Here is a 13,517-nt window from a genome sequence, read left to right on the forward strand (position 1 = left end):
CGCCCGGCTCAATCCGCCTTGCGCAGCCAGACCTTGTTGTCGTGGAAGGCAGCACCGCCATAGGGCGCGGGTGCATCGGCGCCTGTCAGCACGTTGATGCCCTCGCCGCGCTCATGCGCGCTGTTCGGCCAGATGCCTTCGGCGATCACCACGCCGCGCTTGATGCCGTCGAAGAATTTGGCATGCAGCACCAGCTCGCCGCGCAGGTTGCCGACCTCGACACGGTCGCCGTCGGCAAGCCCAAGGTCCGCTGCGTCGTCGGGATGCAGGAGGAGTGCCGGCCTGCCTTCCTTTTCCTTCGACACCGGCGTTTCGGCAAAGGTCGAGTTGAGGAAGTTGCGCGCCGGCGAGGTCGTCAGCCGGAATGGATGCGCTTCGTCGGCCACTTCGATCAGGTCGACATGGTCGGGAAACTCAGGCAGCCGTTCCACCGGTCCGAACAGGCCCATGCTCTTCGGCGGCCGGTTGGGAGCCGCCTGGCCGGTCCAGTCGGCGCGGAAGCGGAATTTACCATCCGCATGGCCAAACCCGTTGATAAAATGCGCGGCCTCGAAATCCGGCTGCAGATCGACCCATTTCTGCTCTTTCAAGCTGTCGAAACTGCCCAGCCCACGCTTGCCGAGAATGATGTCAATATGCTGCTGTTCGGTCAGGCCGAAACCCGGGCGGTCTGCGACCCCCAGGCGCGCGGCGAGTTGCTCGATGACGAAATGGTTGGTGCGCGGCCCTTCCGGCGGCTCGATCAGCTTGGGCCCGAGCGTGATGTGCTGGTTGCCGCCGCCCTTGTAGACGTCGTCATGTTCGAGAAACATCGTCGCCGGCAGCACGACATCGGCCAGCCTGGCGGTGTCGGTCATGAACTGCTCGTGCACGCAAGTGAACAGGTCGTCGCGCAGAAAGCCCTGCCTTACCAGCCGCTGCTCCGGCGCGACATTCACCGGGTTGGTGTTCTGGATCAGCATTGCCGTCACCGGCGGCCCGCCGTAGAGCGCGTCGCCGGCGCCGGTCAGCACCGGGCCGATGCGCGAATGGTCGAGATGGCGGATCGAGGGATCGCGCATCCTGGTGCCTTCCAGCACCTCCTGGTTGAGCTTGAAGATGCCGGAATTCGAATGGAAGGCGCCGCCGCCCTCATACTGCCAGCTGCCCGTGACCGCGGCGATGCAGGAAGCGGCATGCATGTTGACGGCGCCGTTGCGCTGGCGGGCGAAGCCGTAGCCGAGACGGAAATAGGTTTTCTTGGTCGTGCCAACGAGGTGGGCAAAGGCCTCGATCTCGGTGACCGACAGGCCCGTGATCTCGGCCGCCCATTCAGGGGATCGTGTCCGAAGATGCGCCTCCAGCCCCTTCGGGTCGTCGGTGTATTTTTCGAGATAGGCGCGGTCGGCCAGGCCTTCCCTGAACAGCACATGCATGACCGCGCAGGCCAGCGCGCCGTCGGTACCGGGCTTCAGCACAAGGCCCATGTCGGCCTGCTTCATCGTCGCGTTTTCATAGACGTCGACGACGACGATCTTAGCGCCGCGTTCCTTGCGCGCCTTGATGGCATGGGTCATCACATTGACCTGCGTGACCACGGCATTGGTGCCCCAGATCACCACGCAGTCGGATTTCGCCATTTCGCGCGGGTCGGGCCCACGCAAGGCGCCCGCCCCCATCATCCAGCCGGTCCAGGCGAGATTGGTGCAGATCGACCCGAAGAAGCCCGAATATTTCTTGGCGTGACGCAGCCGGTCGATGCCGTCGCGCTGCACCAGCCCCATCGTGCCGGCATAGAAATAAGGCCAGACCGTCTCCGAGCCGTATTTATCTTCGGCCGCGATGAACTTTTCGGCGACGAGGTCGAGCGCGGCCTCCCAGCTCGCTTCCTGCCAGACGCCGTCGCCTTTGGAGCCGGCGCGGATCAGCGGCTTCAGCAAGCGGTCGGGGTGGTGGACACGGTCGGCATAGCGCGCGACCTTGGCGCAGACGACGCCGGATGTGTAGCTGTTGGCCTTGGCGCCATGGACACGGCCGATGCGGTTGCCGTCGAGCAACTCGACCTCGAGCGCGCAGGTGGACGGGCAATCATGCGGACAGGCCGAATGGCCGATGCGGAGCTTGGCGTGCTGGTTCATGACGCATGTCTAGCGAGTTTCGCACGTGGCGTGTAGGGCCAGATAGCGCCCTTCCTTCTCTCCCAAACGAAAGAACGCTCCCCCTACTCCGCCGTGCCTTCCTCATACTCGGCCGACATGGTCAGCCATTTTTCTTCGTGGCCGGCCAGCGTCTGGGCGAGTTGCGAGCGCTCCTTGGCCAGGCGCGTCGCCGTCGAGGGATCCTTTTCATAGATCGCCGGATTGGCCAGTTCGTCCTCGATGCCGTCGATGCGTTTGCGGAGGCGGTCCATCAGCGCCTCGGTGGCGCGGATTTCCTTGGCCAGCGGTTCGAAGGCGGCGCGGCGCGCCGCCGCATCGCGGCGGCGGTCGGCTTTTGACGCCTTGTCGGCCTCGCGCTTGCCGCGGCGGTCGCCGGACACGCCGGTGACCAGCGTCTTGTAGTCCTCCAGGTCGCCATCATAGGGGTTGACCGCGCCATCCTTGACCAGCCACAGCCGATCCGCGGTCGCCTCAAGCAAATGGCGGTCGTGCGAGATCAGGATGACGGCCCCGGGAAATTCGTTCAGCGCATGGATCAGCGATTCACGGCTGTCGATGTCGAGATGGTTGGTCGGTTCGTCGAGAATGAACAGGTTCGGCCCCTCGAAGGCCGACAGGCCCATCAAAAGGCGCGCCTTCTCGCCACCGGACAGGTCCTTGGCGGGCGTATTCATCTTCTCGGTCGTCAGACCGAACTGGGCGACGCGGCCGCGCACCTTGGATTCCGGCGCCTCCGGCATCAGCCGGCGGACATGCTCATAGGCGTTTTCGTCCGGACGCAGATCGTCGAGCTGATGCTGGGCGAAGATCGCCACCTTCAGCCCGGGCGCCACCGTCATGGTCCCGCTCTCCTGCTTGAGGCGGCCCGACAGCAGCTTGGCGAAGGTCGACTTGCCGTTGCCGTTGGCGCCAAGCAGCGCGATGCGGTCGTCGGCGTCGATGCGCAACGTCATCTTCTTCAGGATCGGCTGGCCTTCGGTGTAGCCGACATTGACGTTGTTCAGCGCCACGATCGGCGATGCCACGGTCTTCACCGGTTCGGGGAAAGAGAACGGCCGCACCGAATCGTTCACGATCGCCGCGATCGGCTTCATCTTTTCCAGGGCCTTGATGCGTGACTGCGCCTGTCTGGCCTTGGACGCCTTGGCGCGGAACCGCTCGACGAAGGATTCCATATGCTTGCGGGCGGCCTCCTGTTTGACGCGGCCCTTTTCCTGCAATTCCTTCTGCTCGGTGTATTGGCGCTCGAACTGATCGTAGCCGCCGCGCCAGAAGGTCAGCTTCTTCTGGTCGAGATGAACGATCGAGTTGACGGCACGGTTGAGCAGGTCGCGGTCGTGCGAAATCAGCAGAACCGTGTGTGGGTATTTCGACACGTAATTTTCCAGCCACAGCGTGCCTTCGAGGTCGAGATAGTTGGTCGGCTCGTCGAGCAGCAGCAGATCAGGCTCTGAAAACAGCACGGCGGCCAACGCCACGCGCATGCGCCAGCCGCCGGAGAAGGACGAGGCCGGCCGGCGCTGCGCTGCGTCATCGAAGCCGAGGCCGGCGAGGATGGTGGCCGCGCGGGACTCGGCCGAATGCGCGTCGATGTCGGCCAGCCGCATGTGAATATCGGCGATGCGGTGCGGATCGGCCGCGGTCTTTTCCTCTTCGAGCAGCGCCGTGCGTTCGAGGTCGGCCTTGAGCACGATCTCGATCAGCGGCTCCTCGGTTCCCGGCGCTTCCTGCGCCACCTGGCCGATGCGCGTGTTCTTCGGCAGGCCGATCGAACCGGTCTCGGAGGGAAAATCGCCGGTGATGGCCTTGAACAGCGTCGTCTTGCCGGTGCCGTTGCGGCCGACAAGGCCGGCCTTGGTGCCGGCCGGCAAGGTCAGCGAGGCATGGTCGAGAAGCAGGCGCCCGGCCATGCGGAGCGAAAGGTCGTTGATGATCAGCATGGCCGCGCTTTTGCACCGGACATCAACTCTTCGCAAGACCTTGCGGGCCAGCTGGCCGCACAAGGCCTGAAACACAGGCGGGAGCGCGAGGCGAATTGGTGGCCACCAGAAGATATTCTCGCAAGGCGATGTCGCGGCTTCAGCGAAAAGCGCCTGGCACGGCACTTCTGCTGCTGGCAAATTTCGGCAAGGAGGAAAAGCCCGAACCCTTTCTCGGCAAGGTCAACCAGGAGACGCTTGCCGAAATGATCGGCACAACGCGACCGGGAGTCAGCACTTCATGAACAAGTTCCGCGACCTCGGATTCATCGAGTACAATGGGAAACTCGTGGTGCACAGTTCGTTGCTGAACGTGGTTCTGCGCGATCAACCGCAAATCAGACGGTGAACCCGGAAGGGCAAAGCCGCTTTCCGGGTTCCATTGGCTGTCGCGTCCAGGCCGGTTGGCCGGGACGCTTCGCGCTTAGCCAGCCGCCTTGCGCTTGGCACCCTTTGCCACGGCGGCCGGCGCTGCTGCCGGTTTGCGGCCAAGTCCCGTCGACTTTGCCAGTGCCGACCGGGTCGCCGAGTAATTCGGAGCGACCATCGGATAGTCCGGCGGCAGGCTCCATTTGGCCCGATAGTCGTCCGGGCTCAGACCATAGTCTGTCCTGAGGTGTCGCTTGAGCGACTTGAACTTCTTTCCGTCCTCCAGGCAGATGATGTAGTCGGGAAATACCGACTTTTTGGGGTTTACGGCCGGAACCAGGCTCGGGCTTTCCACGACGACCGCGCCAGCCAGTTTTCGAACCGAGGCGCTGACGCTGGCAATCAGGTCAGGCAGGCCGGAAGCTGGGAGTGGATTGTTGCCGACATAGGCCGAGACAATATCGGCCGTTAGCTCTATAACGGTCTTATCCTCGATATTTGACAATTCTTTCATCCTATTTGCGAGAAAGCCATCCACCCCAGCGAAGACTTTCGTCGATGTATCTCTTTAACCGCGTCCCCCAACGGGCGCCAAGTGCCAAAACGAATCAAGACTTGGCGTCAACTATTTTTATGGAAAATCGACGCTGCGCAAATTAGAAAATCTAATACTTGGAAGCAGCAGACTTGGTCGTCCGAGCGTCGGCCAATATCTCAAGAATACGCCGCCAACGGGCACAGCGCCCGAAATCCTTCTGCTCAATCGCCTTTTCGGCCTTCATCGCCGCGTAGAGCGGTGCTTCGGCGCCAAATTCCTTGATCAGCCAATGCGCTTCCTGCCTGGCGAGACGTTCATTGTCGTCAAACATAGTCTTGCACCTCCGAGCGCTCCAGGCCGACCGCGATACAACTGCCGATGACGAGGACGGCGCCGGCAATTGCGGTTGTCGTCAACCGCTCACCGGACAGGGTCAGCAGCAATGTCGAGCCAATCGGCGTGAGATAGGCGACGACCGCGACCTTGCCGCTGCCTTCGAGCTTCAAGGCGCGCGACCAGAAGTAATAACCCAGTCCCATTGGGCCGGCGCCGAGATAGAGCCCCAGGGCGAGATCGACGCCGGAGGGCCAGGCGACGCCGTCGCCAGCGGACCATAGAAGCGTCAACGCGACGCCGACCAGCGACGAAGGCAGCAGCAGCCGATCGGGTGAAGTGGCGAGCCGTCCAACCATCACCGAATAGAAAGCCATGCACAGCGCGGACCCGAATGCGGCGAAATAGCCGAGGAGATTGCCCTGGAACCAGTTGCTCTCACGCCCTCCCGAAATCACCAGCGCAACGCCGGCGAAGCCAAGGGCCGCGGCAAGCCCCAGCATGACCGGACGCCGGGGATTGTCGAAGGCGATCACTGCCGCGGCGACCATCAAGGGCCAGGTATAGGCCACGAGATTGGCTTCGATTACCGGCATCGAGGCGAAGGCGACGTATTGCAGCACCATGGTGCCGACCAGACCGATGAATCCGACAGCGAGAGGAGCGAGTGTCGCCCTCGGCGCCATTGGCCGCGCTTCCTCACGGTTCATGAGCCGGATCAAGGCGAAGACCAGTGCAGCTCCCGCAAATTGCAGGAACTGCACTTGCGACACCGGATGTGTTGCCAGCAGGGTTCTGCCGACCAAAGCATTGGTCGACCACAAAGCCACCGCGCCGGCGGCAAAGACCAGCGCGGATATCGAACCTGATCCGTGCCGAAACAATCGGCCTGGGGCTCTATCCCTGTGTTGGACCATGATCTTGCCCGAAGACCGGCTCCCACTTTTCGGGATCATGGTTGACTACCATGATTCCCTGGCTCCGCCCGAAACCTGTGCTTCGGCGGACGGGGCGGGCGTCGGATGCTCCGCCTCGAACCGGCGATAGGCCGGCAGCTGGTTGGTCCAGACGTCTTCGGCCAATTCGTTGACCCAGTCGCGGTCGTGATCATTGTCGGCGGCAAGATAGAACATGCGGTTGTCGTCGACATAGGGCTTGGCCACCGAACGCTGGTTGAGCACCAGGGTGACGCGCTCGCCATACTGGATCGGCGCCGTGCGATGCAGGACGCCAAGGAATTGCCCGAGGGTCGCGTAATTCATCTTGTGATCGATGCGCATGATGCGGTTGCGCGGGATCTCGCGGCCGGATTCGAGGATGGCGCGGCCCGTCTCGGAATCGTCGCAATAGATTTCGAGATGGCCGCCGACCAGCGGGTTGCTGATCGACAAAGGAATGAGTTCGGTGACCGGGACGCCGTCGCAATGCCATTCGACGGCGCCGTCCCTGGGATTCATGAAGGTGACGGTCGAGCCGACGATCGACAGCGGATAGGGCTCCAGCTTCGTGCCCATCATGTCGGACAGCCGCTCCAGACGCCGCTTGTCGTGCAGCAATTCCTTGATTTCGGGGATGAAACGGTCGGCGCCGGTGATGAAGGTCAGGTCGAGGTGCTTGTGCACGGCATGACTGTCCTTGAGCTTCAAAGCGGCCTCCTCGATTGCGGCGAGCAGTGCCGGGTCATAGCCATGCAGATACTGTGCAACGCCGAAACTCGACACTTTCCAGGCGGTTTCGTGGCCGATAATGGCCTCACGGCTCATCGCATAGCGCAGTTCGGGTATGGTATGTGCGTTCATTGTACTTCTCCAAGTGGGGGGCAAACACTTGATTAACAGTCGATTAAATTAGCCCCCCCTGTAAAATTAGGAATGCTGGTGCTAGTGTAAGCCCAGCTTAAGGTCGAAGCCCGTGCGTTTGCTCAGTCAGGTCAACCTCAATTCGCTGAAAATCGTGGAGAGTGCTGCACGCCACGGGAATTTCACGCGGGCCGGCGAGGAGCAGTTCATCACCGCCTCAGCGGTCAGCCAGCGCGTCAAGAGCCTGGAGGATCAGCTGCGTTTCAAGATTTTCCAGCGCGGTGGCAATGCGGTGTCGTTGACGCCGGAAGGCGAGACCTATGTCTCGCGTGTTCGCGAGGCGTTGGAGCGGATCGTCGCCGCCAGCATGGAAGCGACCGGACAATCGCAGGAACATGTGCTGAAAATATCCGTGCTGCCGACCTTCGCCGCGCGCTGGCTGTTTCCGCGCCTGCCGGAGTTCCAGCGGCGACATCCCGATATCGTGATGCGGGTGTCGACCTCCTACGCGACGCATGAGTTCACGGCCTCCGATTTCGATCTCGAAATCCGCTATGGAGACGGCCATTTCAACGGGCTGCCATCCGATCTGCTGTTTCGGGAAGACCTGACACCGGTGTGCAGCCGCAAACTGTTCCATGAGATTCTTGGCAACAAGCCGGCGTCAAAGGTGACGCCCGACGACCTCAGGCACTTCACGCTTCTGCATTCCGACACCTGCACCCAGAACTGGCAGTCCTGGCTTGGCTTTGCCGGCGCCAGTTTCGTGCTCAGCGAGACCAAAAGCATCTATTTCGACTCGTGCATGATGTCCTATGAGGCCGCCAATGCCGGAATGGGCTTTGCCGTGGCCAACCGTGCCTATATGGCCAGCGACATCCGCGCCGAAAGGCTGGTCGCTCCCTTTGCCGTCCACCATCCGAATACCGCCGGCTGGTATTTCGTCTCCCCCCACAAGTGCCTTGCCGCACGCAAGGTGCTGCTGTTCAAACAATGGGTCATGGCGGAAGCGGCTTTGACGCAACGCCAATTGGACAGTGAAATCCGCGATCTGGCTACCGAAGCTGTCTGAAATTCGTATCGGCAGGAAACGCAATTCCGTGCGGTTCAGCATCATCGATTCCGAATGGCCTGACGTGAAGGCCATGCTTCTGCAGAAGATGCGGCGGTAGTCGGCGCAGGCAGCTCGCCCGGATCAGGCGAAAGCCCTGCCCTCTTCGGTACGCTGGAAATGCGCCAGATCGAGCGGCACGGAAGGACGGCCAAGGACCGTCAGGATCATATGCGCCTGGCCGCGATGATGGGTCTGGTGGTTGAAGACATGCGCCAGCGCGGGCGCAAGACGCTGCGAGACGGTGCGCATGTCCGACAGGGTCATATAGGTGAAACGGCCCGACAGCGCCTTGTCGCTCAGGCCAGAGAGCCAGTCGATGATCCGCCGGTCCTCCGCCTCGCGCGCCGTCCTCAACTTGGGCAAGGCCCGGTGCAGTATGGCATCCAGCGCCGTCGGCGCGTCGCCCTCGCCGGTGAAGCGCTTCATCCAGATGCGATCGGCAGCGAGCAGATGGTTGAGGGTGCCCATCAGCGAGCCGAAGAAGGCGCCGACGTCGCGATTGAACTCCTCTTCATCGAGGTCCGCGGCGGCATCATAGATGCGGCCATTGGCCCATTGATTATACGCCGCAAACATCATGAAATGCTGTTTCATCTTTTCTCCAGCCGCCCCGTTTCGGGGTGTCGCGAGCGATACCTAGACCGCAAAGAGACCCGCGCCAATGACCATTCTGCTTTATGAGCTCGTCGGGCGTGACGAGAGCCGTCCGTTCAGTCCACATTGCTGGAAGGCGACGATGGCGCTGGCCCACAAGGGGCTCGATATCTCGACCGCGCCGACGCGTTTTCTCGAGGTGCCCACCATCGAGGGCGGCGCTTCGAGAACCGTTCCGGTGATCCGCGACGGCGAAAAGGTCGTCATCGATTCCTTCGCCATCGCGCTCTATCTGGAGGAAGCCTATCCGGATCTGCCGACGCTGTTTGGCGGCGACGGCGGCAAGGCGATGGCGCGCTTCATCGAGCGCTGGTCGCAATTGACCATCCATCCCTACGTCACCACTGCGGCGCTCGTCGATCTCCATGCCATGCAGGACGAAGAGAACGCCGTGTATTTCCGGCAGAGCCGGGAGCAGCGCTTCGGCAAGCAGCTGGAAGATGTCGTCGCGGCGCGCGATGCCGGCCTGGCGGCGTTTCGGGCTTCGCTCGAGCCGCTGCGCTCGATGCTGGGCTACCAGCCTTTCATCGGCGGCGCCTCGCCGCTGTTTGCGGACTACATCGTCTTCGGCGCGCTGCAATGGGCGCGCATCGCCACGCCCTACCAGCTGCTTGAAGACAGCGATGTCGTGACGCAATGGTTCGCGCGTTGCCTCGACCTGCATGGCGGGCTGGGACGAAAGGTTGCCGCGGCGGCCTGACGGCCGCAAGCGCTGGCCCTCCCGCGAGGCAGGTTGGACCTGCCGTCAATCCATGGCGAAAATCAGCGGCGGGATAGCGGGCCTACTTGGCCGCCTTCTTTGGCTTGCTGGTCTTCGGCTTGATGGCTTTCGCGGCCGCTTTTTCTTCCTTGGGAGCGGCTTTGGCCTTGCCGGCGCCAGATGCCTTCTTGGCCGGCTTCTTGGCTGCCGGCGGCTTACCCGCATCCTCCCGATCGATGTCGGCGGCCGCCTGGTGCCAATGGCGTTCGTGGTGACCGGCCGGTTGCCCCTCTTCCTGCCATATCTGATGCGCGCGGTTGCGAATGCGGTCCTGACGATCGTCTGCCATGGTCGTGTTGTCTCCATTCGGGCCGACTTCAGCGCGGCGCCGACGCGTGACTATAGCAAGCAAAGCGTTGCTGTGCAGCCGTCTGATCTCGCCCTGGCGGCTTGCCGGCCTGACATGGAAGCGCCCACTGCTCCGGTCCTTCGCTCGCGGTCCCTGCCCTTCGGGCGTTCAAACCCCTTGAAAGATGCACTGGACCTTTCAATCCGCCCAAAGGCCGACAGGGCTTCACCATTCGTCGCTCGGAACGCCAGGCAATTGGCTTTCCGTCCGCTTCGGGACCGCTCCTCACCCCTTGGCAATGGGCGGGGCGGCCTGTATAGAGCCCGCCACTCTCAATTCCATTCTCAGACAAGGACGACCAATGGCGCTCGAACGCACCTTTTCCATGATCAAGCCGGACGCAACCCGGCGCAACCTCACCGGCGCCATCACCAAGATGCTAGAAGATGCAGGCCTGCGCGTCATCGCTTCGCGCCGCGTCTGGATGAGCCGCCGTGAGGCGGAAGGTTTCTACGCCGTCCACAAGGACCGTCCGTTCTTCGGCGAACTGGTCGAGTTCATGTCGTCGGCTCCGACGATCGTCCAGGTGCTGGAAGGCGAGAACGCCATTGCCAGGAACCGCGAAGTGATGGGCGCCACCAACCCGGCCAACGCCGACGAAGGCACCATCCGCAAAGTGCACGCGCTGTCGATCGGCGAAAATTCGGTGCACGGCTCCGACGCGCCGGAAACCGCCGCGCAGGAGATCAAGTACTGGTTCTCGGACACCGAGATCGTCGGCTGAGCCGACAGTCGCACCTTGTACCCCGTAAAAAGGCCGGCATTTCGCCGGCCTTTTTCATTGACGCAATGGTCAGGTCTCGCTGCCAACGCCGCTGCGCATCGCAGTGGCGGTGCTGGTCACTTCGGCTGACGATCTTTTACGTTCGCATGGGCGTTCGCTGCCGCCGTGTCGGTGGCCGGTGTCTGGGTGTCGGCACCTGCAAACGGACTACCCTGCCCAGGCGCCAGATCGCCGCTGTGGCCGGCCTTGTTGGTCTGGAAGGGTCGGCCATCGGCGCTGAGGCCATGCTGAAGGGCATTGAACAGATGGTCGTCCGCCTTCGCAAGGCCGGTGAGAGCAAGGAGCGATACGCCTGTGACAGCAAGGATAAGCGCGTGCGTTTTCATCTCTGGACTCCTTTGAGTTAAGGCCAGAACAAGCCGCAGCAGGTCTGGCGGCTTCAACGAAGGGACATTCGAAAATATCCCTTTTGCCTACCCGCCATGTCTGGGAGAGAAACGCTTCTCCTGCCCGAATTATTCCGGAAAGTGTCGGGCGATCGAATTAAGCGCTAACTCGCGGCGCTGAAGCGCAGGATTTCGTGGCCGTCCTTGTCCGATATGGCGAGCTTGCCGGCGTCGACCTTGTATGACGCCGCCTTGGCCAAGGCATCGAACAAGGCCTTTTCCTCGGCCATCACCTCCGGCGCGCAGGCCTTGTAGGTCGAGCCGACGTCGCTGATGGCGATCGCCTGGCCATCGACTTTCGCGGTGGCGAAATAGGTGTTGCAGGGGCCGCTGCCGCCGGCCTTGCCGGCCTCGCTGATCCTGAACGTCGCCTGCGGCGCGGTGATGGCGCCAATGCCATCGACATAGTCGACCACCCAGAGCTGGCCAAAGATGGAAGCCGCCGGCTCGGTGCCTGACGCCACCAACTTCAGCATGATGGTCTGCGGCGCGTCGGTCAGCGGGTCCAGCCGATGGCGCACATCGGAAATGAACATCAACTTGCCGTCAACGGTGATCCGCGCCTGCAGCGCATAGGTCATCTGTGACCGGATCACCGACGGATCGAGTTTGATCTCGAAGCTGATCGGCACCTGGCCGGCCGGCTTGATAGTCTGCTCGCCGATGATCCTGGCCGGTGCATCGGCTACTGAAACATCCGCGAGCTGGACGGAAAGCACGGCGCTGGGCGGCAGGGCGATGCGCTCGCGATAGATCACCTCGCCCCTCACCGCGTTTTCAGCGGCCACGGACAATTCCGGCACCGCCAGGATGCCGACGACCAGAGGCACGAAACCGAAGACGAAGAACTCCGCGAGCCTGTCCAGCATGACCGCCTCCCTTGCCCGGACTGCCAATCCCCGGGGCTGATCAACCTCACGCAATTGGCCAAAGGATTGCGGTCAATACATGGCTGCGACGGGATTTATTCGGACGATGACTTCCAGCGCTCTGCCGCTTGCGCGTCGGTTTCCTTGGCCTCGACCCAGCCACCTTCAGAACCATCGGCGCGATGCTCCTTCTTCCAGAAGGGCGCGCGCGATTTGAGGTAATCCATGAGAAAGTTCGCCGCTTCGAACGCGGCCTGGCGATGGGCAGAGGCGGCCACCACCAGCACGATATTCTCGCCCGGACGAATCCGGCCATGGCGGTGGATGACGGTGAGGCCCTGCAGCGGCCAGCGCTCAACCGCCTCGGCGGCGATACGGCCGATCTCGGCCTCCGCCATGCCAGGATAATGTTCGAGCTCCAATGCCGTGAGCGCGCCCTGCTCATCGCGGCAGAGCCCGGAGAAAGAAACCACCGCGCCAATGTCGGTGCGGCCCGCCGTCAGTCCGGCGATCTCGGCGGCGACGTCGAAATCCTCGCGCTGGATGCGCACGGTCAGCGCCAGGACGGCCGACACGGTGTCAGCCCCCGGTCATCGGCGGGAACAGCGCGATCTCGCGCGCGCCCGATATCTTTTCGCGGTGGTCGACATGTTCCTGGTTGATGGCAACGCGGATCACGTCGGGATATTGCAGCGCATGTTCGTAGCCCTCGCCGCGCGATTGCAGCCAGCGCAAGAGATCGGCGACCGTCTCGATGCCGGCGGGCAATTCGACATGCTCTTCAGGCATGCCGATCCGTTCGCGTACCCAGGCAAAATAGATGAGGCGGGTCGTCATTTCACTCATCCATGATGTGCTTGAGGCCGGCGCGGAAATAGTCGTAGCCGGTGTAGAGTGTGACGAGTGCCGCGATCCACAGCAGCACAAGGCCGGTCTGCGTCGTCAGCGGGAAGATCTTGTCACCGGCCGGTCCCGCCAGCAGGAAAGCGATAGCGACCATCTGGATGGTGGTCTTCCACTTGGCAAGCTGCGTCACCGGCACCGAGACCTTGAGCGCCGCCAGATATTCGCGCAGGCCAGAAACCAGGATCTCGCGGCACAGGATGATGATGGCCGCCCACAGCGACCAGCCGGCAATGCCGGCATGGCGATCGGTGTCGGCGGCAAGCAGCAAAAGGCAGGTCGCGACCAGCAGCTTGTCGGCGATCGGGTCGAGCATCTTGCCGATATTGGAGGTCTGCTGCCAGGCGCGCGCAAAATAGCCGTCGAAATAATCGGTGACGGACGCCAGCAGGAAAATGACCAGCGCCGACCAGCGGGCGAAGTCGCTCGATTTCAGATGGCCTTCGAGAAAAAAGCACAGCACCACCAGCGGCACCGCAATGATGCGGGCATAGGTCAGCATGTTGGGCAGGTTGAACGCGCGCTGGGCCATATCTGGTGGA

16 protein-coding genes and 1 pseudogene are annotated in these 13,517 nt (G+C 62.5%); 4 read left to right on the forward strand and 13 right to left on the reverse strand.

The window, feature by feature from the left end:
• Positions 1-8 precede the first annotated feature (8 nt).
• Both CK226_RS10470 and CK226_RS10475 read right to left on the reverse strand, forming a co-directional pair.
• Positions 9-2,117 (reverse strand): molybdopterin oxidoreductase family protein, encoded by a 2,109-nt coding sequence (locus tag CK226_RS10470; protein ID WP_095791799.1) that lies wholly within the window; start codon positions 2,115-2,117, stop codon positions 9-11.
• Between the two features lie 83 nt (positions 2,118-2,200).
• Positions 2,201-4,078, reverse strand: coding sequence for an ABC-F family ATP-binding cassette domain-containing protein (locus tag CK226_RS10475; protein ID WP_095791800.1), 1,878 nt, complete (start codon positions 4,076-4,078; stop codon positions 2,201-2,203).
• 141 nt (positions 4,079-4,219) lie between these two features.
• Between CK226_RS10475 and CK226_RS10480 the strand changes: the two are divergent.
• Positions 4,220-4,466, forward strand: a pseudogene (locus CK226_RS10480) (helix-turn-helix domain-containing protein); the annotation flags it as partial.
• A gap of 75 nt (positions 4,467-4,541) precedes the next feature.
• On the opposite strand, the gene CK226_RS10485 reads toward CK226_RS10480, so the two are convergent.
• From CK226_RS10485 to CK226_RS34865, 4 genes are all read right to left on the reverse strand, one after another.
• On the reverse strand, positions 4,542-5,000 hold the full coding sequence (locus CK226_RS10485; protein WP_019857325.1) for a MucR family transcriptional regulator: 459 nt from the start codon (positions 4,998-5,000) through the stop codon (positions 4,542-4,544).
• Between the two features lie 151 nt (positions 5,001-5,151).
• Complete coding sequence (locus tag CK226_RS10490; RefSeq protein WP_010915223.1) at positions 5,152-5,355, reverse strand: hypothetical protein; 204 nt, start codon at positions 5,353-5,355, stop codon at positions 5,152-5,154.
• Complete coding sequence (locus CK226_RS10495) at positions 5,348-6,274, reverse strand: DMT family transporter (protein WP_095788448.1); 927 nt, start codon at positions 6,272-6,274, stop codon at positions 5,348-5,350. Before CK226_RS10495 ends, CK226_RS10490 begins: the two co-directional genes overlap by 8 nt.
• 45 nt (positions 6,275-6,319) lie before the next feature.
• Positions 6,320-7,156: a hypothetical protein gene (locus tag CK226_RS34865; RefSeq protein WP_179295916.1), complete on the reverse strand. Its 837-nt coding sequence runs from the start codon at positions 7,154-7,156 to the stop codon at positions 6,320-6,322.
• 112 nt (positions 7,157-7,268) lie between these two features.
• Between CK226_RS34865 and CK226_RS10510 the strand changes: the two genes are divergently transcribed.
• Positions 7,269-8,228 (forward strand): LysR substrate-binding domain-containing protein, encoded by a 960-nt coding sequence (locus CK226_RS10510; protein WP_095791801.1) that lies wholly within the window; start codon positions 7,269-7,271, stop codon positions 8,226-8,228.
• A 123-nt stretch (positions 8,229-8,351) separates the two neighbouring features.
• Here CK226_RS10510 and CK226_RS10520 read toward each other — a convergent pair whose 3' ends face one another.
• A complete protein-coding gene (locus CK226_RS10520) occupies positions 8,352-8,864 on the reverse strand; it encodes a DinB family protein (RefSeq protein ID WP_019857317.1) in 513 nt (170 codons plus the stop codon).
• Between the two features lie 67 nt (positions 8,865-8,931).
• On the opposite strand from CK226_RS10520, the gene CK226_RS10525 reads away from it, so the two are divergent.
• Positions 8,932-9,624, forward strand: coding sequence for a glutathione S-transferase family protein (locus tag CK226_RS10525; protein ID WP_095791802.1), 693 nt, complete (start codon positions 8,932-8,934; stop codon positions 9,622-9,624).
• A gap of 82 nt (positions 9,625-9,706) precedes the next feature.
• Here the strand turns inward: CK226_RS10525 and CK226_RS10530 are convergent, their stop codons facing one another.
• A complete protein-coding gene (locus tag CK226_RS10530; RefSeq protein WP_095791803.1) occupies positions 9,707-9,973 on the reverse strand; it encodes a DUF2934 domain-containing protein in 267 nt (88 codons plus the stop codon).
• Positions 9,974-10,334: 361 nt separating this feature from the next.
• Here CK226_RS10530 and ndk point away from each other — a divergent pair, with 361 nt between their 5' ends.
• Complete coding sequence (ndk, locus tag CK226_RS10535) at positions 10,335-10,757, forward strand: nucleoside-diphosphate kinase (RefSeq protein WP_095770647.1); 423 nt, start codon at positions 10,335-10,337, stop codon at positions 10,755-10,757.
• A 116-nt stretch (positions 10,758-10,873) separates the two neighbouring features.
• Here the strand turns inward: ndk and CK226_RS10540 are convergent, their stop codons facing one another.
• The 5 genes from CK226_RS10540 to pgsA form a co-directional block, all read right to left on the reverse strand.
• Positions 10,874-11,143 (reverse strand): hypothetical protein, encoded by a 270-nt coding sequence (locus CK226_RS10540; RefSeq protein WP_095770648.1) that lies wholly within the window; start codon positions 11,141-11,143, stop codon positions 10,874-10,876.
• A gap of 164 nt (positions 11,144-11,307) precedes the next feature.
• The gene (locus CK226_RS10545; protein WP_095770649.1) at positions 11,308-12,072 is read right to left on the reverse strand and encodes a YbaY family lipoprotein; all 765 of its coding nucleotides are present in this window, start codon (positions 12,070-12,072) and stop codon (positions 11,308-11,310) included.
• Between the two features lie 95 nt (positions 12,073-12,167).
• Positions 12,168-12,647, reverse strand: a complete 480-nt coding sequence (locus CK226_RS10550; RefSeq protein WP_095770650.1) for a molybdenum cofactor biosynthesis protein MoaE — start codon at positions 12,645-12,647, stop codon at positions 12,168-12,170.
• A gap of 4 nt (positions 12,648-12,651) precedes the next feature.
• The gene (gene moaD / locus CK226_RS10555) at positions 12,652-12,909 is read right to left on the reverse strand and encodes a molybdopterin converting factor subunit 1 (RefSeq protein WP_095770651.1); all 258 of its coding nucleotides are present in this window, start codon (positions 12,907-12,909) and stop codon (positions 12,652-12,654) included.
• 1 nt (position 12,910) lies between these two features.
• Positions 12,911-13,507, reverse strand: coding sequence for a CDP-diacylglycerol--glycerol-3-phosphate 3-phosphatidyltransferase (gene pgsA / locus CK226_RS10560; RefSeq protein WP_010915213.1), 597 nt, complete (start codon positions 13,505-13,507; stop codon positions 12,911-12,913).
• Positions 13,508-13,517 lie beyond the last annotated feature (10 nt).

Source organism: Mesorhizobium sp. WSM4311, from assembly GCF_002295115.1.
In the GTDB taxonomy this organism is placed as follows: domain Bacteria; phylum Pseudomonadota; class Alphaproteobacteria; order Rhizobiales; family Rhizobiaceae; genus Mesorhizobium.